Annotated in this window: 21 protein-coding genes; 7 read left to right on the top strand and 14 right to left on the bottom strand. The window is 61.7% G+C overall.

Annotated elements, in window-relative coordinates; all coding sequences use genetic code 11:
- Positions 1-219: 219 nt before the first annotated feature.
- The 9 genes from HOC_RS05965 to ftsE form a co-directional block, all read right to left on the bottom strand.
- On the bottom strand, positions 220-780 hold the full coding sequence (locus HOC_RS05965) for a DUF1993 domain-containing protein (RefSeq protein ID WP_035536688.1): 561 nt from the start codon (positions 778-780) through the stop codon (positions 220-222).
- 68 nt (positions 781-848) lie between these two features.
- On the bottom strand, positions 849-1664 hold the full coding sequence (locus HOC_RS05960) for a UDP-2,3-diacylglucosamine diphosphatase (RefSeq protein ID WP_035536687.1): 816 nt from the start codon (positions 1662-1664) through the stop codon (positions 849-851).
- 74 nt (positions 1665-1738) lie between these two features.
- Positions 1739-2302, bottom strand: coding sequence for an HNH endonuclease (locus HOC_RS05955; RefSeq protein WP_034736881.1), 564 nt, complete (start codon positions 2300-2302; stop codon positions 1739-1741).
- Positions 2303-2436: 134 nt separating this feature from the next.
- Positions 2437-3072 (bottom strand): DNA-3-methyladenine glycosylase family protein, encoded by a 636-nt coding sequence (locus HOC_RS05950; RefSeq protein WP_035536686.1) that lies wholly within the window; start codon positions 3070-3072, stop codon positions 2437-2439.
- Positions 3069-4115: a DUF2125 domain-containing protein gene (locus HOC_RS05945; protein ID WP_035536685.1), complete on the bottom strand. Its 1047-nt coding sequence runs from the start codon at positions 4113-4115 to the stop codon at positions 3069-3071. The genes HOC_RS05950 and HOC_RS05945 overlap by 4 nt, the downstream gene beginning before the upstream one ends.
- A complete protein-coding gene (locus HOC_RS05940) occupies positions 4112-4879 on the bottom strand; it encodes a lysophospholipid acyltransferase family protein (protein WP_035536684.1) in 768 nt (255 codons plus the stop codon). The genes HOC_RS05945 and HOC_RS05940 overlap by 4 nt, the downstream gene beginning before the upstream one ends.
- A gap of 20 nt (positions 4880-4899) precedes the next feature.
- Entirely contained in the window at positions 4900-5484 is a 585-nt protein-coding gene (locus HOC_RS05935; RefSeq protein WP_051624569.1) for a YdcF family protein, read from the bottom strand.
- On the bottom strand, positions 5481-6356 hold the full coding sequence (locus HOC_RS05930) for a cell division protein FtsX (RefSeq protein ID WP_035536683.1): 876 nt from the start codon (positions 6354-6356) through the stop codon (positions 5481-5483). The genes HOC_RS05935 and HOC_RS05930 overlap by 4 nt, the downstream gene beginning before the upstream one ends.
- Before the next feature lie 3 nt (positions 6357-6359).
- Complete coding sequence (ftsE, locus tag HOC_RS05925; RefSeq protein ID WP_034736529.1) at positions 6360-7109, bottom strand: cell division ATP-binding protein FtsE; 750 nt, start codon at positions 7107-7109, stop codon at positions 6360-6362.
- Between the two features lie 64 nt (positions 7110-7173).
- Between ftsE and HOC_RS05920 the strand changes: the two genes are divergently transcribed.
- Both HOC_RS05920 and HOC_RS05915 read left to right on the top strand, forming a co-directional pair.
- A complete protein-coding gene (locus HOC_RS05920; protein ID WP_035536682.1) occupies positions 7174-7914 on the top strand; it encodes an MJ0042-type zinc finger domain-containing protein in 741 nt (246 codons plus the stop codon).
- The gene (locus tag HOC_RS05915; RefSeq protein WP_035536681.1) at positions 7911-8441 is read left to right on the top strand and encodes a phosphoribosyltransferase; all 531 of its coding nucleotides are present in this window, start codon (positions 7911-7913) and stop codon (positions 8439-8441) included. Before HOC_RS05920 ends, HOC_RS05915 begins: the two co-directional genes overlap by 4 nt.
- Here HOC_RS05915 and HOC_RS05910 read toward each other — a convergent pair.
- Entirely contained in the window at positions 8438-8830 is a 393-nt protein-coding gene (locus HOC_RS05910; RefSeq protein ID WP_035536679.1) for an MAPEG family protein, read from the bottom strand. The genes HOC_RS05915 and HOC_RS05910 overlap by 4 nt on opposite strands.
- 106 nt (positions 8831-8936) lie before the next feature.
- Between HOC_RS05910 and HOC_RS05905 the strand changes: the two genes are divergently transcribed.
- The gene (locus HOC_RS05905; RefSeq protein ID WP_035536678.1) at positions 8937-9824 is read left to right on the top strand and encodes a hypothetical protein; all 888 of its coding nucleotides are present in this window, start codon (positions 8937-8939) and stop codon (positions 9822-9824) included.
- A 13-nt stretch (positions 9825-9837) separates the two neighbouring features.
- Here HOC_RS05905 and HOC_RS05900 read toward each other — a convergent pair whose 3' ends face one another.
- From HOC_RS05900 to HOC_RS05890, 3 genes are read right to left on the bottom strand one after another with little or no spacing between them, the layout of a single operon-like run.
- On the bottom strand, positions 9838-10305 hold the full coding sequence (locus HOC_RS05900; RefSeq protein ID WP_035536742.1) for a VOC family protein: 468 nt from the start codon (positions 10303-10305) through the stop codon (positions 9838-9840).
- A 2-nt stretch (positions 10306-10307) separates the two neighbouring features.
- Positions 10308-10766: a hypothetical protein gene (locus tag HOC_RS05895; RefSeq protein ID WP_156950394.1), complete on the bottom strand. Its 459-nt coding sequence runs from the start codon at positions 10764-10766 to the stop codon at positions 10308-10310.
- Between the two features lie 55 nt (positions 10767-10821).
- Positions 10822-11706 (bottom strand): bifunctional helix-turn-helix domain-containing protein/methylated-DNA--[protein]-cysteine S-methyltransferase, encoded by an 885-nt coding sequence (locus tag HOC_RS05890; protein WP_035536676.1) that lies wholly within the window; start codon positions 11704-11706, stop codon positions 10822-10824.
- A 146-nt stretch (positions 11707-11852) separates the two neighbouring features.
- Here HOC_RS05890 and HOC_RS05885 point away from each other — a divergent pair, with 146 nt between their 5' ends.
- Both HOC_RS05885 and HOC_RS05880 read left to right on the top strand, forming a co-directional pair.
- The gene (locus HOC_RS05885; protein ID WP_035536741.1) at positions 11853-13163 is read left to right on the top strand and encodes an O-acetylhomoserine aminocarboxypropyltransferase; all 1311 of its coding nucleotides are present in this window, start codon (positions 11853-11855) and stop codon (positions 13161-13163) included.
- A 78-nt stretch (positions 13164-13241) separates the two neighbouring features.
- The gene (locus HOC_RS05880) at positions 13242-14189 is read left to right on the top strand and encodes a glutathione S-transferase (RefSeq protein ID WP_035536674.1); all 948 of its coding nucleotides are present in this window, start codon (positions 13242-13244) and stop codon (positions 14187-14189) included.
- 78 nt (positions 14190-14267) lie between these two features.
- Here the strand turns inward: HOC_RS05880 and HOC_RS05875 are convergent, their stop codons facing one another.
- Positions 14268-16835 carry a TonB-dependent receptor plug domain-containing protein gene (locus HOC_RS05875; protein ID WP_084146153.1) on the bottom strand — a complete coding sequence of 856 codons (2568 nt, stop codon included), beginning with the start codon at positions 16833-16835 and terminating at the stop codon, positions 14268-14270.
- A 187-nt stretch (positions 16836-17022) separates the two neighbouring features.
- Here HOC_RS05875 and HOC_RS05870 point away from each other — a divergent pair, with 187 nt between their 5' ends.
- Both HOC_RS05870 and HOC_RS05865 read left to right on the top strand, forming a co-directional pair.
- On the top strand, positions 17023-17835 hold the full coding sequence (locus HOC_RS05870; RefSeq protein ID WP_035536672.1) for an SDR family NAD(P)-dependent oxidoreductase: 813 nt from the start codon (positions 17023-17025) through the stop codon (positions 17833-17835).
- A 95-nt stretch (positions 17836-17930) separates the two neighbouring features.
- Positions 17931-19631, top strand: coding sequence for an acyl-CoA dehydrogenase family protein (locus HOC_RS05865; protein WP_035536669.1), 1701 nt, complete (start codon positions 17931-17933; stop codon positions 19629-19631).
- The last annotated feature ends 42 nt before the right edge of the window (positions 19632-19673 follow it).

The following is a 19673-nucleotide window of genomic DNA, read 5'->3' as shown; positions in this document are numbered from 1 at the left end:
GGTGGGGGTCTGCTGGCGGTGCAGCAGGGAGATCATTTGAGGTCTGAGAAGCCCCCTCCGTCTGGCCGCTTTGCGGCCAGCCACCTCCCCCGCAGGCGGGGGAGGATAAGGGGGCGGTTTTCCTCCCCTGTTTACGGGGGAGGTGCCCCGAAGGGGTGGAGGGGGCTTTTGAGGCTGCGAGATAAATATTGAAGGTTCGGTTCGGAAGCGGGGGCGTCCTCAGCCCGCCGGGGCTGTGCCGGGGCGGAGGAAGGCGAACATGTGCTGGACGTAGTCGGCCTTGCCGAGGTCGACGCGCTGGTTTCGCAGGATCGCGTAGGCTGTCATCAGGTGGAAGTAGAATTGCGACAGGGCCCAGTCGCGGGCGTAGCCTTCGCCTTCAAGGTCGAACGTGAGACCCATGGGCAGTTCCAGCTCAAGCGGCTGGCCGGCGCCTGCGTCCAGTGCATCGGGCGCGAGCGTGTCCAGGAAGACGAGCGCCTCGTCGACGCGGGCCAGCGCTTCGGCCATCGTGCCGGGATGGTCGCCGGCATTGCGGCCTTCGTCGAGCAGGACGTCGATGGCGGCGGGAAACGGCTCATGCCGGAGGCGGTAGACACCTTCATAGGCCTGGCGGCAGGCAAAGCGGACCTGGGTCGACAGGGGGAACATGTCGGGCGCGAGGCGCGCGGACAGCAGCGCGTCGGAATCTTCGACCTGCGCCTCGGCCTTGCGGAGCCAGAGGGCGAGCGCCTGAAGCATCTGCTTGTAGGTGGGGATCAATAGCGCGGTGGGCGTCATGGGAGTGCCTTGTTCTGGTGGCCGATGGGCGCTGTGCTAGCAACGCAGGCAACGCTCGCCAAGGGGTCTCAGGCCAGTTCCAGCTCGCCGACGGGCGCGGCTTTGACCACGGGCACGGATGTGCGCACCGAGTCCGGGCGGCAGTCGAGCAGTTCCCAGCGGCCGTCATGGTGTTCGACGAGGGCGGTGCAGCTTTCGACCCAGTCGCCATCATTCATGTAGGTGATGCCGTCAATGTCGCGCATCTCGGCGACATGGATGTGGCCGCAGATGGCGCCGTCATAGCCCTTGCGGCGGCAATAGGCGGCGACGTGGTCTTCGAAATTGTGGATATAGTTGAGGGCACGCTTGGTGCGCTTTTTCAGGGCCGCCGACAGCGACCAGTAAGGCAGGCCGAACATGCGGCGCACGCTGTTCAGGTTTGTGTTGACCCAGAGCAGGGCATTATAGGCGTGGTCGCCGAGGTGCATGATCCATTTGCGGTCGGCACGCATCATGCCGTCGAACATGTCGCCATGGACGACGAGATAGCGCTTGCCGTCCTCGCCCTGGTGGACGGCGCGGTTCTTCACGTGGATGTCGCCGAAGTTCAGCCGGAAATGCATGAAGGCGCGCAGGAACTCGTCATGGTTGCCGATGATGTAGGTGACGTCTGTGCCGCGCTTGGCCGCCGTCAGGATACGGCGGATGGCGTTGGTGTGGGCCTGCGGCCAGTACCATTTCTTCTTGAGGCGCCAGCCATCGATGATGTCGCCGACGAGATAGAGATGCTCGCTGGTGTTCAGCTTGAGGAAGGCACAGAGGGCCTCAGCCTGGCTGCCGCGCGAGCCAAGGTGGACATCGGAGATGAAAATCGCGCGGTATTTGGGCGTGGCCTGGGTCATTACAATTTGCCCATACGCTGATTTGAAAAGGCTTTTGTGACGGAAAGGCTGCAGTTTTGTGACGGCGGCAGCGCCTAGCTTTCCAGTTCGACGTCCCAGTAGAGATAGTCCATCCACGTATCATGCAGGTGGTGGGGCGGGAATTTGCGGCCGATTTCCTGCAGCTGGTAATTGTTCGGGCGGAAGGGCTTGTGCTGCAGGTGGACGTCGCAGTCGCGCAGCAGCTTGCCGCCCTTGCGCAAGTTGCACGGGCTGCAGGCGGCGACGATGTTCTCCCATGTCGTGCGGCCACCCTTGGAGCGCGGGACGACGTGATCGAAGGTGAGGTTCTCGTGCGTGCCGCAATAGGCGCAAGCGAAACCGTCGCGCAGGAACACGTTGAAGCGCGTGAAGGCGGGCGGCCTATCCTGTCGCACAAAGTCGCGCAGGGCGATGACGCTAGGCAGGCGGAACTCGGTTGAGGGGCTGCGCACGACATAATCGTATTCGGCAATGATATCGACGCGGTCGAGGAAGACGGCTTTGACCACTTCCTGCCAGGGCCATAGCGATAGCGGGTAATAGGACAGGGGCCTGAAGTCGGCATTCAGAACAAGGGCAGGCCGGCCATGGGGCGGCGCAGAAATGATCTCAGCCATGGTGACCCCCATGCGGCACGAGAAGACTGGTAACCTGTTTGAACCCGCTGAAGGCAGCACTCCTTTGCACGCTCGCCCGTCTGATAGGCGATTCATGTCATGAGATTATGACAGTCAGGGATGATTGCAACCGGTCACGGACGGGCCTGTTTCGCGCGGTGTGCGTGCAGCCAGGCCCAGAGCAGGTGCGCGGCGACGCCGCGATAGGGCCGCCAATCCTCCGCATGGGCCGTGAAGGCCTTGATATCCATGCGGGTTTCATGGGCAGAGAGCAGCTTGTGCGCCTCCATCAGGCCAACATCGCCAACCGGGAAAGCGTCCATCGCGCCAGTGGCATAAAGCAGGAACAATTCCGCCGTCCATGGGCCGATGCCCCGCACAGCGAGGAGTTCGCGGCGTGCTTCGTCCAGGGGCGCGGCGCAGACGCGGGTGAGGTTAAGCTGGCCGGTGACGAGCGATTCGGCAATCGAAGTGAGGTGGGCGACCTTGGGGCGCGACTGGCCGCAGGCGCGCAGGGCTTCCGGATCAGCGGCGAGGACGGCTTCGGCGGTGACGTCGCCGAACAGCGTTTCGGTGCGGGCCCAGATGGCACCCGCTGCGCTGAGCGAGATTTGCTGGTGCGAGATCATGCGGGCGAGCGTCGCATAGGTAGGCGCAGCCTCCCGCCAGACCGGCAGGCCGGTTTCGGCATAGGCGCGCGCGAGGGCGGGGTCGGCGCGCGACAGCGTCTCGCAGGCGGCGGTTAGCCTTGCCTGCGACGGGCCTGTCATGGGGCGGGGACTGGTATCTGGCCGACCACGATTGCGCCAATCTTGACCTGATTGTTCTCGACCGTGAACATCAGGAAGCCGTCATTGGCCGAGGCCGTTTCCAGCGTCGCGACGGTGGCCTGTTCCTGAAGACGCCAGCGATTGGCGGCCTTGAGCGCAGCCTTAAGGCCCTCCGGATCGTCGATACGAATACCGAACGATCCGTTCACCAGCTCATTTTCCACGGTCAGCGTGCCCTTGGCGCCGAAATGCAGCGGACCCCAGTTCAGCAATAACTGCCCCAATTCCACGCCGCCCCCAAGCTCAAGGTACGCATCGTACAGCTTGTCGAGCTTGCCGCCGCTGCTCACCCAGGCCGGATAGAAGTTGTGAATCTCGGCGATGACGCGACTTGCCTGCAGATCGGTGCCGAGCCATGGCGCCTGCACAGGCGCGGCATCAATTGTGAGCGCGTCCCACTGCAGGGCGACCAGAAGATCGTCGGCATTTTCCGGGCGCGGGGCGAGATTCAGCGAGAAGGCCTTGGCCGTGTAGGCGTGACCGTCGATGAGGGCTGACACATCGTTGAGGGACAGCGCCGCGCGGTGCAGGCCGGCCTCTGTCCATGAAAGGCTGGCGGCCGATTTGCCGTCAATGTCGAACGTGTGACGAATGCCGAGCACATCCGTCACCAAATTGCGGCCCGGCGAGCGGGCGATGAGGTGGTGCCAGTCCCAGGGCTGCATGACGACCTGCAACTGCTCACCCTGCCAGCTGGCCATGTTGGGCGGCTGGTAGTGCGGCTTGCTGAATTCAAGCGCGAAGCGGAACGGATAACCGCCAATCTCGCGCGATTCGTAATCAACGATGGCGCCGCGCGCCCGCTCGGCCGCGACCCATTCGTCGACGCCGTGCTCGATTTCGCCGCGCGCATAGACCCAATAGGCCGAATAGGCGCCGATCAGCGCGAAGAGCAGCAGGAAGGGGAAGAACAGCCAGAAGCGCGAGCGGCGGCGTTCTTCGACAGGCTGCACGAGGCCCGGGTCATTCCAGTAATTGCTCATGTGGGCTGCATATCCTCGTCCAGTCGCGTGCGGCCCTGAATGGCGAGCCCCTCGGTCAAAAGTCTATCCGTGGCGGTTTCTATGTCGCTTTCAAGGCGCTTCATCAACGTCTTCCGGTCCAACCCCGCCGGGATGACAGGCAGGAATTCGTAGACGATACGGCCCGGGCGGCGCCGCGTTCCGTGGGCGGGCCAGCAAAGCCCGGCATTGGTGGCCACCGGCAGCACAGGCACGTCCAGCGCCTTGTAGAGCGCAACGACGCCAGCGGCATGATAATGCGGCGGCGCACCGGGCGCGCTGCGTGTGCCTTCCGGGAAGATGACGACCTGACGCCCCTGCCCCGTTGGGACTTTCGCCTTGGCCTGCTTCACCATGGAGCGCAGCGTTTTGGTGCTGCCTGCCCGGTCGATCGGGATCATGTCGCTTTTGAGGGCATACCAGCCGAGGAAGGGATACCAGAGCAGCTCCCGCTTCATGATGATCAGGCTGTCGCGCACCACGATGAAGGGCACGAAGATGTCAAACATGCACTGGTGCTTGCCGGCATACATGAACGGGCCATCGGGGATGTTTTCGAGGCCGCGGAATTCGGTCTCGATACCGCAGATCACTTTCATGCCCCAGCGCAGCGACTGCGCGTAAATCCGGATGCCCCGCATGATGACAACACGCGGCAGGAAGAGCGCGATGATGAACACCGTGCCCATCAGGGCCATCATGCCATAGAGATAGGCGACAAAGAGAAGGGAGCGCAGCTGCATCATGGACGGGGAGGTTTAGACCCTCAGCCGAGTGCCGTCACCCGCCACTTTGCCCATTCTGTCAGTACGCCGCGAAACGACTTGGGATCGCGCAGGACCGCAGACGGATCCACCACGGTCCTGACAGGATATGGCTCCAGCTCGAGATCGGGCATAGCGCGGTGCAGCAGCAGCAGGCTGCGCTGCATATGATAGTCGGATGTTACGATAATCAGGCGCGTATAGCCGTGTTCATAAGCCCAGGCGGCGGTTTCCTCGGCATTGCCGATGGTCGTTTCAGCCTGATAGCCAATATCGACGCAGCAGGCATAGGTTTCAGGCGCGCCGCCGGCCAGCGTGATCAGATCGTCCATGCCGACATCAGGATTGACGCCAGAAATGAGCAGGCGCTCACCGCGACCGGCTGTGACGAGGTCCACGCCCGCTGCGATCCGCATGCCGGACCCGCCCGTGAGGGCGACAACGCCATCTGCTTCATGCGCAATGGCCGGGACCGATTCGGCCGCGCGATTGGCGAAGGCGAAGAAATCGAACGTGATTCCGGCCAGCGCGACAAAGAAGAGGGCGGGCAGGATTCCGAGGGAGCGAGAGGTGGAGCTGCGTTTCACATGACGCCTTTCAGCGCGCGGATCACGGTTATGCGGGCCGCAAGGCGGGCAGCAAAGCCAGCAATGACGGGCGTGATCACGAGAATGACGAGGTCGAAGAAGTCGAGGCTGAGCTCTGGCAGAAGACCGGACCGACCGCCATGCGCCTGTACAGTAAAGATCATCAGCGCGGCCGCACCGAGCGCCATGAGCGCGCCGACTGATCCCGCCCGAAGGCCGAGCACCCAGAAGCGCCGCTCGAACAGGCCTGCAATGAACCGGTCGCGGGCACCTGCAAGGTGGAGCACATCGACGATATCACGCCGCGCCAGAAGCGCCGCGTGGGTGGCAAAGGCAATGACGGCGACAGCTGTGGAGACGAGGAGCGCAACCGCGATCATGGCCGTCATGCGGGCAATGGCCAGCACGCGGCGGACATCGCCGGCCCAGTCGGCATGTTCATCCACGGCGCTGGCAATACCGGCCTCTGTGAGTTTGCGGGCAATCGTGGGGCCCATGTCGGGTGCATTCGGGTCTGCCTTGACGGCGACGAGCTGGGGCAGCGGCAGGCTGTCAGGCAGGCCGCGACTGCCGAAATTGGGCTCCAGCAGGGCGTCGATCTCTTCTTTGGAGAAGACGCGCACTTCCCGCACGCCCTCGATCTCGCGGATGATCTTGGCGGCGTCATCAGCGCCGCGCCTGTCGGCATCCGGCAGGCTGACGGTGAGCTCGCCCTGCACTTCGGCCGTCCAGCTCTTTGCCGCGCCATAGGTCGACTTGGCCGAGAGAGCCGCCAGCGCCGCCAGGAAGCAGAGGGCGCCAACGACAAAGAACAGCGCGGCTTCGCGCACATCCTCGACCGGCAGGAGCGGTGTTTCCTTCACGCGTGGCATGGGTCAGCCTCCCAATCCGGGATCTGTGCGCCGCCGCGCCGCCTGCCCGCCGAACTCGACATCCTGTACGAGAAGGCGATTGGTCAGCCGGTAGACGGGGGCTTCGACCTGGCGAACGAGGCCGAGATCGTGCGTGGCGATGATCACCGTGGTCTGGCGCCGTTTGTTCAGTTCCAGAAAGAGGCGCATCAGGCGCGTGCCCATTTCCGGGTCAACGTTGCCCGTTGGCTCGTCAGCGATGAGGATATCAGGCTGCGTCACGACGGCGCGGGCAATGGCGACGCGCTGCTGTTCGCCGCCCGAAAGTGTCGGCGGCTTGGCGTGGAGACGCTGGCCGAGGCCCACCCAGGCGAGCAATTCCTCAACATCGGCGCGGTAATCTGCCTCGCGGCGGCCCAGCACGCGCAAGGGGAGCGCCACATTCTCATAGGCCGAGAGATGCTCCAGAAGCCGGAATTCCTGGAAAACCACGCCGACCCTGCGGCGCAGGGCCGAGAGCTGGTCGCGCGTGAGATTGCTGGTGGGACGGCCAAACAGGCTGACCTCACCCTTGCTGGGTTTCAGGGCGAGATACAGAAGTTTCAGAAGACTTGTCTTGCCAGCGCCCGAGGCACCCGTCAGGAAGCTGAACGAGCCGGGTTTCAGGACGAGATCAATATCGCTAAGTATGTCTTCGGAAGTGTCATAGCGGAGCGATACCGAATCTAATCGAACGGCGACATCTTCAAAGAGGTCGTGTCGTGGATGGGTCATGGGCTCCTGCCTGTCAGCTCAGGCTATTGGTTTTAATGGGGCGAATTGCGGGAAAGACCAAGTCATGATCCTCACCTGTCCCTCGTGTGAGACCCAGTATTTCGCCGATGACTCAACAATCGGTGAAAGCGGGCGAACCGTAACCTGCGCAACCTGCGGCCATAGCTGGTTCGTGAACCCGCAAGGCTTGCCCGGGCATGAGCCTGCAGCCGCCGCACCGGCAGCGCATGAAGTGTACCGGGAACGGGTGCGCGAGCAACGCCGCCGCAAGAGCCGATTTGCCGCGCTTGTGTCGTGGATCGTAACAGCGGCGGTGTTTTTCACGCTTGGACTGGCCGCCATCATTTTCCGGAATGACGTGGTCAAGGTGTGGCCGGAATCGGCGACGGCCTACAAACGGGTTGGCTTCTCGGTGAACCGTTTCGGGCTGGAATTCAGCGATATCGAGCGCAGCCGGACCTTCAATGACACGATCCCGGTCGTGACCGTATCCGGCAAAGTGATAAATGTGGCGCGCAGCACGGTGGAAACGCCGGCGGTGCGCGTTGGCCTGATGGACGAGCGCGGCAAGGAAGTCGCCCTGAAATATGGTAGCGTGACGCCGGCTGAGCTGAACGCCGGGGCCACTGGCGAATTCAAGATCGTGCTCGAGCAGGCACCGATGGAGAGCTTCGAGATCGAGCTGTCCTTCGTTGACCGCGCCGATGTACCGCCTGAACCCGAGCCCACGCCGGAGACAGCTTCCCCAACCGACGAAACTGCCCCCGATCTGGCAGCGTCCGATGCCGAAAGCCCGACGGAATGACTGAAATGCCCCCGATTGAAGTCCTCGTCACCGAGGATGAGCTGATGGCCCGCATTGAAGAGCTGGCCGATGCGCTTGCGCCCAGCCTGCAGGGCGACTGGTCGGCCGTGTCCATCCTGATCGGGGCAACCCCGTTTACGTCAGACCTGATGAAGGCGCTGGCACGGCGGGACATTCACCCGGTTCTGGATGTGATCTGGCTGGAGAGCTATCGCGATGCCCGCGAAAGCTCGGGCCGTGTCGTCGTGCGCGCCGATCTTGGCCGATCGGTCGAGGGGCGTGGCGTGCTGTTGCTGGATGATGTGTTTGACACGGGCCGCACGCTGGCCTTTGCCAAGGCACACCTGCTGGCCAAGGGCGCACGCCAGGTGATCACGTGCGCACTGACGCAGAAGCCATGGGCCCCCCGCGGCGAGGACGGCGTTGACTTCTGCGCCTTCGATTCCCCGGGGCGTTACCTTGTCGGCTATGGCATGGACGATGCGGGCAAGTATCGCGGCCTGCCCTATATCGGCGCGCTGGACTAGGTCAGCGCGTACCAGATACAGGCACCAGCCGTTACCAGCATGACGATCACGCTGAGCAGCGTACCGACCATACGGCCGAAGCTGCTGCCTGACGAGCCACCGAGACCGATGGCGTGCAAGACGCGGCCGAGCAGGAAAGTGGCGCCGAGTACGTGGATCAGCAGCGTTGGCGCGGCAAGCCCAGCCAGTCCCAGCAGCCCCAACAGGACGACCGGCACATCTTCGACAGCGTTGCCCTGAACCCGGATCGCGCGCTGGAGTGCCTCATTGGCGCCGTCGCCAAAGCCGACTTTCTCGGACGTACGCACGCGCCCGACATTCATCTTCAAAGCAAGCATGAGCAGGCCAAAAAGCCCGATATAGAGTGTTGCAGCGGCAAATGCGGTCATGGATAGTTCTCCCTTTATGAGATGGCTTATCGTCAGTTGCAGGAACTGCGAAACATTCCGTTCGGAAATTAACGACGGCCACAGACCTAAGCGGTAATCTGGGCGCATGAAACGTGTCCTGCTATCGGCCCTCATCCTCAGTCTTTACGGCAGGGCCGCCGCCGATACGTTCTGCAATCATGAAATTGGCATGATCGGCACTAAGGCCATCGGTTACGTGATCCCGTATGGCCCGATGATGTCTGAAGATACCGATCTGTCTGCGGCTTCGCATGACCAAGACATCTGCCGGATAATCAGTTTTGATGGCCCGATCCCCGTCGGGCCCACCCGGCTGGACGACTGCCAGAACTTCCAGCATGTGCGCAGCGACAACGTCATCGAAACCGGACACATTTTCACCGATGAAGAGGCCAAGATCGGCCATCCCGTCTCCGAATACTTCTCGCCGCTCGTCTTTGCTGTTGAAGGCCAGATGGCGGCGCTAGAGCTCAAGACAGGAGAGACCCGATGGGTCCAGTCCGACCATTTGGCGCGTGGCGTTCCGACCTCTTTTGAACCTTCAGTATATGATGGGAAATCAGCGGTCGGTTATGAGGGAGGCATATCGTCCGATGTCCTTTATGCGCAGGCCGCAGCGGGTGCCGAGACTCAGCCGCCATCCAATCGCGGACCTGCTCAGGATGCTTTCCGCGACAAAGTTCTGGCGGGCCACCCGCATGACGAAGCGGCACTGCTTCAGATGGAGGTGCATTCCGGGTTCATATATCGTGTGACGGATGTGGTCACCGTGGCGGACGGAAGTGTCTGGTTCGAACTGGAAGAAAAGGCCGCTCTGTCCTCGTGGAACTGGCCGGCCGAAGTCCTTGCTATCTATGGCAATGATGCGAACAGGCTGACAAGCGACCCGATCCGAACGGTCTACATGCCCTTCAGAAAGCCAGACGGAACCGTGGTGGCGGTGCTTACGTCAGGCTTCGACTGCGGCTGCTGACCCAGCACACATCCTACCAGACGCCGATATTCTCTGCGCTGGCCCACGGCTCCTTGGGCGCCTTGCGTTCGCCCTTCTGTAGCAGCTCGACCGAGATGCCGTCCGGTGACCGGATGAAAGCCATGTGGCCGTCGCGGGGCGGACGGTTGATCGTTACGCCCTGCGCGGCGAGGCGTTCGACGGCTTCATAGATATCATCGACCATATAGGCGAGGTGGCCGAAATTACGGCCGCCCTGATAGGCTTCCGGATCCCAATTATAGGTCAGCTCCACCATCGGGATATTGACCTGCGTGGGGTTGGCATCCGGCGCGATGCCACCGAGGCGTTTCACGTCCGCGGGCGAGGCAAGGAAGACCAGCGTGAAGCGGCCCTGCTCGCTGTCGACACGACGCACCTGTTCGAGGCCGAGGCCGTCGCAGTAGAATTTGAGCGCCGCATCGATATCCGCGACGCGCACCATCGTGTGCAGGTATTCAATGCTCAAGTGAGGCCTCCATTCAGGTCGCGCACGACCTGTTTCAGATTGGGCGGCATCAGGGCGTAATAGCGCCGCATCGCGACCGCGAGCAGCACGATCATGAAGGCCATGATGCCGAGGAAAACGGAAAATGTGTGGATCAGCGTGCCGGTCTCGAAAACGGGCGAGCCGCCGGACGCCTGCCAAAGCAGGCCCCAGACCATGTTGAACGCCGCCACGAAGGGCGCGATCAGGACCGACACGATTGTCGCGCAGACAAAGAAATAGGTCGCCGATCGCGGGCCTTCACTGCGCAAGTAAAGGTCTGTGAATTCGGCGTCAGTGACATCAGCGGGGATTTCGCCGGCTTCCTTGCGGGCCGCGAGCACTTCAGGGGCGAAATCGCGCGCGGATTTCCAGCGCCAAGCAAGGTGAAGCCCCCAAGCAAGAAGCGCGACGAAGAGCAGTGTCATAGGCAACATGGAAAGACTGGCAGGCCCGGGTCATGCGGCATGGCGCCGTCTACCCAATCGCCTGTCAGGCGGCATGGGCGCGTTCATAGGTAAGCATGGCACGTTTGCGCGCCACACCCCAATGATAGTTATGGAGACGGCCGTCAGCTGCAAGGGCCCGGTGACAGGGAATGAACCAGCTGATCGGGTTTGCCCCCACTGCGGCGCCGACAGCGCGGGCGGCTTTCGGGCTGCCCGTCGCGCAGGCGAGCTGGCCATAGGTCTGCGTTGTGCCGGCCGGGATTTCCAGCAGCGCGCGCCAGACCTGACGCCGGAAAGGCGTACCATACAGCGCGACAGGCAGCGGTTCACCGGACTCGAACACACGGCGCGCGAACCTGGCGGCTTCAGCGTCATCACGGCGTATATCGGCGCCGGGATAGCGGGATGTGAGATCGGTGAAGGCCTGTTTTTCGCCGACACCCTGATGTTCAAAGCCTGTGCGTGTGGGCGCGCCTTCGTCGATGAAGCCAAGGGCAACAAGTCCCCGCGCACCGATCAGCCAGGCCCCCTCGCCAAAGGGCGTCGGCGCCCTTCCGATGATGAGATCAGCCCCTGCCCCGCCGGACTTTGCCTCGCCGGGCGTGAGGCCTTCATGGGCGATAAAAAGATCGTGAAGACGTCCCGGTCCCGAGAGGCCCGTCTCGAACGCCGCGTCCAGTACGCTGGCGCCCTCGCGCAACAAGTCGCCCGCCGCGCCATGAGCGAGGGCGGCCTGGAACTGTTTCGGGCTGACGCCCGCCCAGCGGGTGAATTCGCGCTGGAAATGGCTGGGCGAGAGATTCATGGCTGCCGCGACGCTGGCAAGGTCAGGCCAGTCGCGCCAGGTGTCGCCGAGGTGGTCAAGCGCGTGGGCCATCCGCTCATAGGCGATGGCGCGTTCATCAAGGGGGGTGCATGTCGTTGTCATGAGACCAATGTGCCTTGCGCGAACCGGGGCTGCCACCCGTTTCTTGCGCCGGGGGCGGCTGAACCGAGCTTTTAGCTTCTATGCCTGTGCAGACGCCGCCAAAGCGCTACAAGACACGCAAACACTATCCAGACAGGGAGAAACAGATGACCCAGGGCTTTTCAACACGCGCCATCCATGCCGGAGCGGCGCCGGATCCGGTTTCAGGATCGCGCGCGCAGCCGATCCACCAGACAACCAGCTTTGTCTTCCGCGATGCCGAGCACGCCGCGAACCTCTTCGCGCTGCAGGAGTTCGGCAACATCTATACCCGTCTCGGCAATCCGACGACCGGCGCGCTGGAAGCCCGTATCGCCGACCTTGAAGGCGGCACGATGGGCGTGGCGACGGCATCGGGCCACGCGGCCCAGCTGCTGGCCTTCCATGTGCTGATGGAGCCCGGCACGAACATCGTCGCGGCGCGCCAGCTTTATGGCGGCTCGATCAACCAGCTCTCGCATGCGTTCAAGAAGTTCGGCTGGGGCGTGAAGTTCGTCGATATTGACGATGTCGCGGCGTTTGAGGCGGCTATCGACGACAAGACGCGCGTGATTTTCACCGAGAGCCTCGCCAATCCGGGCGGTCTCGTCACCGACATGAAGGCAATTGCCGATATCGCGCAGCGCCATGGTCTGCCCTACATGGTCGATAATACGATGGCCTCGCCTTATCTGTGCCGACCGCTGGAGCATGGCGCCAATATCATCGTGGAGAGCCTGACCAAGTTCATCGGCGGGCATGGCAACTCGATTGGCGGCATGGTGATCGATGGCGGCAATTTCGACTGGCTGGCCCACAAGGACAAGTTCCCGACCATGGCCAGCCCGCAATCCTACTACAATGACATGGTGTTCGGTGAGGCCTTCGGCGCCCTGCCGCTGGGCCCGGATGGCGCCAATGTGAATATTGCCTTTGCCATTGCGGCGCGGGCTTTCTCGCTGCGCGACCTTGGCCCGGCCATGTCACCGATGAATGCCTTCCTGATCATGACGGGCTGCGAAACCCTGCCGCTGCGCATGGAGCGCCATTGCGCCAACGCGCTGAAAGTGGCGACTCATCTGCAAGGCCACGAAAAGGTGAGCTGGGTGCGCTATGCAGGCCTCGCCGGAGACCCGCATAATGACCTCGCCAAAACCTACCTGCCCAAGGGCGCAGGCGCTGTGTTCACCTTCGGCCTGAAGGGCGGACATGCGGCAGGCGTGAAGCTGGTCGAAGGCGTGAAACTGTTCAGCCACCTCGCCAATATCGGCGACACGCGCTCGCTGATCATTCACCCTGCGTCAACCACGCACAGCCAGCTGACCGATGCCCAGAAAACCGCTGCGGGCGCCGCGCCAGACACGGTTCGCCTGTCGGTCGGTATCGAGGATGCTGCCGATATCATTGCAGATCTCGACCAGGCGCTGGCGGCCCTGTAGCGGCCAAGAAAAGCCTTCCCTGTTTGCCTGAACGCCTGCAATGTAGCCGTTTGGTCAAACTGGGAAGGCAACCAGCCCATGGCAGACGCCCGCAGCATTATCCTGCATGAATATCCAACCTCTCCCTTCGCGGAGAAGGTTCGCCTGACGCTGAAACTGAAGAACCTCGCCTATTCGCGCGTGGAGATTCCGGTGATCATGCCGCGGCCCGACCTGATGCCGCTGACGGGTGGCTATCGCCGCACGCCGGTGATGCAGATCGGCGCAGACATTTATTGCGACACGGCGATTATCCTGCGCGAACTGGAGTCGCGGTTCGCGACGGTTTCGCTGCGCACACCGGGCCATGAGGGCCTTGGCCAGATGGTCGCGGGCTGGGCGGATTCGCGCTGGTTCCAGTCATCGGTGGCAATCATCTTTGGCGAGCGGGCAGACACGGTGCCCGAAGCCTTCAAGAAAGACCGCGAAGCGCTGTCAGGCCGACCGTTCGATACTGAAGGCATGAAACAGGTAGCGCCGATGATGCGCGACCAGTGGCGCGCGCGGCTTATGCTGATTGAAGAGCGCCTGCAGGCCGGCAAGGGCGCAGGGGCCGGCATTTACCTGATCGGCGCCAAGCCCGGTTTTGTCGACGTCCATGCCTACATGAATGTCTGGTTCATGATGAATACGGTGCCGGACTTTGCCAATGAATGCCTCGAGAACGCGCCGCTGACACGGGCCTGGTATGACCGGCTTACCGAGACAGAAGGCCAGGAACCGGAAACGATCACGTCGGCTGAAGCGCTGGCCATCGGCAAGGCCGCCGCGCCAAGGCTTGTCTCCGCAACGACGAAGAGTGAGCCTCAGGGCTTTTCACCGGGAGACCCGGTCGCCGTTGCGCCCGACGATTATGGTCAGGTCTGGGTGGAAGGCGAACTCGTCCATGCGGACGCCCAGCGCATCATCTTGCAGCGGACATCACCGGAAGCCGAGACGATCCATGTCCACTTCCCGCGCGCCGGATTCCTCGTGCGCCGGATCTGAGCAATTACAATATAGCGAAAAAGAAAAACGCCGCCCTCTTTCGGGGGCGGCGTTTGATTGTGGACGGATTGTCCGGGACTAGAACTTCACGCCAGCCTTGACGTACACGAAGCGGCCCGAGCTGCCGTATGGAATGTAACCGGAGAACGGCGTGTTGCCGGTGGTGTTGGACGGCGATGGCTGGCCATACTCGTCGAACAGGTTGTCTGCACCGAGCGAGAGCGTGACCCTCTCATTCCAGGTGTAGCGACCCTCAAGATCGACAATGATGGCCGGGTCGATCGTGTAGTCGTCCTCAGCAGAAGAACCCGGCACCAGCACCTCGCCATAACGGACGGCTCTAAACGTCACGCCAAATGCGTCTTTTTCCCAATCAAGCGAACCCGTGAATTTGTCCGAAGGCGTACCTTCCTCAAACGTTTTCACGTTCACGCGTCCAAACAGCGTTGGAGCTGGGCTAAGAGCAGAAAGCGTTGGCACTTCAGGCACGGCTGTAACGTCGGTCGAGTTGAAGTTCGCCCCGAGGGTGGCAGTGAAGCGGCCTACTTCAGTTTCGCCAAAAGCGTAGCTAGACACGATGTCGACACCCGTCGTCTCTGTATCGACCCCGTTCAGGAAGAATCGTCCAGCAGCGCCTGCGAAGCCCTGCGACTGCAGGTAGTCGTTGACAGCGACCGATGCTGCGCTGCCGTCAGTTCCGAGGTTTTCAGACAGGACAATCCGGTCGTTCACATCTATCCGATAGGCGTCAACGGTCAGATTAAACCCGCCCGAGCGGAACACTGCACCAACCGAATAGTTGACGGACTCTTCTGCTTTGAGGTCCTGAGCACCCAATGCGCGTGCGACAGGATCTGTAACCGGGAATGTCGTTACATCGAACGGAATACCCTTGGAGTTGAAGTTGGTCGAAGTGGTCTGGAAATATTGCTGCTGCAGGGAAGGCGCACGGAAGCCGTTCTGCACGGAGCCCCTCAATGCAAATGCATCGTTGAAGTCATAACGCGCCGCAAGTTTTCCGGTCACTGTTTCACCGAAGTCAGAATAGGATTCTACACGCACAGCACCCGAGACAAGCAAGGCATCCGTTACATTTGCTTCGAGATCCACGTAAGCGCCGACGGCGGTGCGGTCTTCATCAACTTCATTCTTGGGTTGGAACCCAGGGAACACCTGGCTGCCTGAAGCTGTTGCGCAACCACCTGCGGCGATTTGCTCAACAGTTGGAGTTCCGCAACCAGAACCATTCAGCGGCAGCAGAACCCCACCATTCCGGTAGCTGTCCGGTTCGCCAGCATTGATCTCGTACATTTCCTGGCGCGCTTCGATACCCCATGCGACGTTCAGATCAGACGCAAGACCATCAACAGCAAAGCCTTTGACGGCCGAGAGGTTGGCTACGACCTGGCTGTATTTGAAGCCGCCAGCGTCAAACGATGTTTTCGATGCTGTGCCGAGCGAACGGTTGAGCGTGTTCTCGATCGTGAACTGCATTTCGTTCGAACCGTAAACAAGGGACGTATCCATGTCCCAGCCAGCCATCTTGAATCGCGCACCACCTGCTACCGAAGCATCGGTCGTTTCAGGTGAAATCAGAGGAAGGAAGCCGTTGGGATAGATCTCGATGACGTTACGCGAGTCCAGCGCCCGACGGTAGAAGCCAGCGGAACTCGTGTCACGGTTTTGATAGCTGGCCCAACCATAGAGCTCCACGCCATTCGTGAGGTCGTAACCTGCATTTGCAAAGACCGTGGCCTGCTCAAGTTCTGGCTCACCCGTCCAGCCATTGAAGCGATTGATAACCGCTTCGCCTGGATTGGGCTGCCCACCGACAGCGGGATACTGCTGGCGAACATCATAACCCGACCGCTCTGTATGCTGCTGATCTTTGACTTCTGCCGAGACGGTAACAAAGCCATCGTCACCGAGATGGAAGCCTTTCCATCCAGAGAGGGTCACGACGTGACCGTCAGAGCGGTCGCGCTGAATCTGGGCTGGCGCAGAAATGACGGGCGTTCCGCCCACAATTTCTGGAGTTCTCACTGGCACACTATATTCGGTTTCGCGCCAGCCATAGCTGACCTCTGCTGCGCCACCTTCGGCTGCTTCGCGCAGGTTGACGTTGATCACGCCGGCGATGGCGTCAGAGCCGTACTGGGCCGATGCACCGTCGCGCAGGACTTCAATACCGGAGACGGCCATGGTCGGGATCGTATTCAGGTCGACTGCCGACGAACCACGACCAATCGAACCGTTGACGTTGACGAGCGAGGCCATGTGGCGGCGCTTGCCGTTAAGGAGAACCAAGGTCTGGTCAGGGCCAAGGCCACGAAGGGAGGCGGGGCGGACAGAGTCCGTACCGTCTGTGAGGGCAGGGCGCGGAAAGTTGAAAGAGGGGAGCTGGACCGACAGGGCCTGGTTCAGTTCGCCGATACCGATTTTCTCGAGCGTGGCAGACGACACGATGTCGACAGCAACGGCTGTATCAAGAGCGGAACGGTTGGCAACGCGTGTGCCCAGCGTAACGACAGTCTCGAGCTGGCGGTCAGCCTCGGGCGCCGTTTCTTCCTGGGCGATCGCAGGTGCGGTTATGGATGCGATGACAGCAGCGGCTGCAGCCGTACGCAGAACAGTTTTGAACTGCACGATAGTAGTCCTCCTTGACGAACGTGGTTCCCGGCATTGGGAGACCACTTGAAGCTGACCCGGCTTTGGGCTTTGAATCTAAACAGAGAGTGGATATGCCCGTAAAAATCACAAGTGGACGGAACCTTTTCCGCCCGGCATGTTGTAATTATGACACTCATGTAACACTGACACGAAAGAACTACGGATGGCACGAAGACTCTGTCTGATCACCGGCGCGTCCGCAGGCATAGGCGCCGAGTTTGCCCGTCAGTATGCCGCGTTTGGATGGGACCTCGCGCTGACAGCCCGCCGAACCGAGCGGCTTGAGGCGCTGGCGCAGGAGCTGGAAAGCGCCCACGGGATATCTGCGATCACGATTGCCGAAGATCTCGCCAAGCCAGAGGCGGTGGATGCGATCCTCGCCGCACTGGAAGCGAAGGGGCGCCATGTGGACGCGCTTGTGAACAATGCGGGCTACGGCCTGCCCGGCACATTCTTCAACACGTCATGGGAGGAGCAGGCTGATTTCATACGCGTGCTCTACACGGCGCCGGTTGAGCTGGCCCACAAGGTGCTGCCCGGGATGGCAGAGCGTGGCTATGGTCGCATCATCAATGTCGCCTCGCTGGCCGGCTATGCCGCTGGCAGCGCGGGGCATACGCTTTACGGAAGCGTCAAGGCCGCGATGATCAAGTTCACGGAGAGCCTGAATGCCGAATGCGCCGCCACCGGCCAGACGGACATCCACTGCACGGCGCTCTGCCCCGGCTTCACCTGGAGCGAGTTCCACGATGTGAACGGCACGCGCGAGGACACGAACAAGATGCCGAAATGGATGTGGATGGAGGCGGCCCCCGTCGTGAAGGCCGGGATCGACGCGGTCAATCGCGGCCAGCCGGTTGTCGTGCCCGGCAGCGCAAACAAGGCGCTGGCCACGCTCACACGCATCCTGCCCGAATCGCTGGGACGGGCCATGGTCAGCGCCCAGTCTAAACGCTATCGGCGAATGGACACTTAAAGCTGGCCTGCGTTGTTGCACCGCACAATCTGGCCATGACTCTTGCCTGTATCGCACTATACTAAGCAAAACGACCAGAGATCGTGGAGGATATTATGGACGGCGCTGCAGGCGACACACTTGAACAATCCCCAGTCATGACAGGGCTTTTGCCCGCCATGGCCGATGCCGTCATGGCGCTTGAAGCCTATGTCGATGCCGCCACACTGGCCGCCGGCAAGCAGCTGAAAACGGCCGATGGCAAGCCTGACCGCAAGGCGCTGGAGCGCCAGCAGCACATGGCGCACGGCCTGGCATGGCTCGCAACCTATCTCGAAACCCTCCGCCAGACATCCGAATGGGCCTCACGCATCGACGCTGAAGGCAAGTTCGGTGAGGTCGAAGCGCTCCTCTCGCAAATCCTGTTCAGCGAATACCTCGCGCAGATCGTCAGCGGAATCCCGATGAACCAGGGCGAGACGATCCGTCCGCACGAATTGGGCACGCTCAAAGAAGCTGACGCGCTGTTCGAAACGGCCGTCATCAAGCGCCTTGTGCTTGAGGGCAAGACAACCGCCTCGATGTCCGCCGCAGCAAAATTGCTGCCGGATGCGCTCAGCCGCAACACGGTGGAAGAGACCGGCCTCGACGAGACCATGAGCATGGTGCGCGAACAATTCGCGAAATTCGCCAGCGACAAGATCAAGCCACACGCCCATGGCTGGCATATCCGCAATGACTATATTCCGATGGATGTTGTCAGCGAGATGGCCGAGCTTGGCGTGTTCGGCCTGACCATCCCGGAAGAATTCGGCGGCTTTGGCATGGGCAAGATCGCCATGTGTGTCGTCTCTGAAGAGCTTTCGCGTGGCTATATCGGCACCGGCTCGCTCGGCACACGCAGCGAGATTGCAGCCGAGCTGATTCTGATTGGCGGCACGGACGACCAGAAAACCCAATGGCTGCCCAAGATTGCCAGCGGCGAAATCCTGCCGACCGCCGTGTTCACCGAACCGAACACGGGCTCAGACCTTGGCAGCCTGCGCACACGCGCCGTAAAAACCGAGGACGGCAGCGAATACGCCATCACCGGCAACAAGACATGGATCACCCACCCGGTCCGCGCCGATGTGATGACAGTGCTGGCCCGTACCGATCCGGCTACGAACAATTTCTCGGGCCTGTCCATGTTCCTGGCTGAAAAGCCGCGCGGCGACGATGCCAACCCCTTCCCTGCCACCGGCATGACCGGCGGCGAGATCGAGGTGATCGGTTATCGCGGCATGAAGGAATACGAGATCGGCTTTGACGATTTCCGTGTGAAATCGGAAAACCTGCTCGGCGGTGTCGAGGGTCAGGGCTTCCGCCAGCTGATGGCAACATTCGAAAGCGCCCGCATCCAGACGGCTGCACGCGGCATTGGCGTGGCACAGAACGCGTTCGAGATCGGCCTCAAATATGCGCTGGACCGTAACCAGTTCGGACACCCGATCTTCTCGTTCCCGCGCGTCTCGAACAAGCTGGTCATGATGGCCGCCGAACTCATTGGCGTGCGCCAGCTGACCTATTTCTCGGCGCGCCAGAAGGATGCCGACAAGCGCTGCGACCTTGAAGCCGGCATGGCAAAACTGCTCGCCGCCCGCGTTGCCTGGGCCGCTGCCGATAATGCGCTGCAGATCCATGGCGGCAATGGCTTCGCGGTCGAATACCCGATCAGCCGCGTGCTGGCCGATGCGCGCATCCTCAACATCTTCGAGGGTGCCGGCGAGGTGCAGGCCATGGTCATTACCCGCCGCCTTCTTGAAAGCGGCAACTGACCTGATCTGAAAATAATTGCGGGCAGGACGTGAACCCGTTTG

The sequence above is a fragment of the Hyphomonas oceanitis SCH89 genome (genome assembly GCF_000685295.1).
Classification (GTDB): domain Bacteria; phylum Pseudomonadota; class Alphaproteobacteria; order Caulobacterales; family Hyphomonadaceae; genus Hyphomonas; species Hyphomonas oceanitis.
This window is presented reverse-complemented; position numbering and strand designations above follow the sequence as displayed.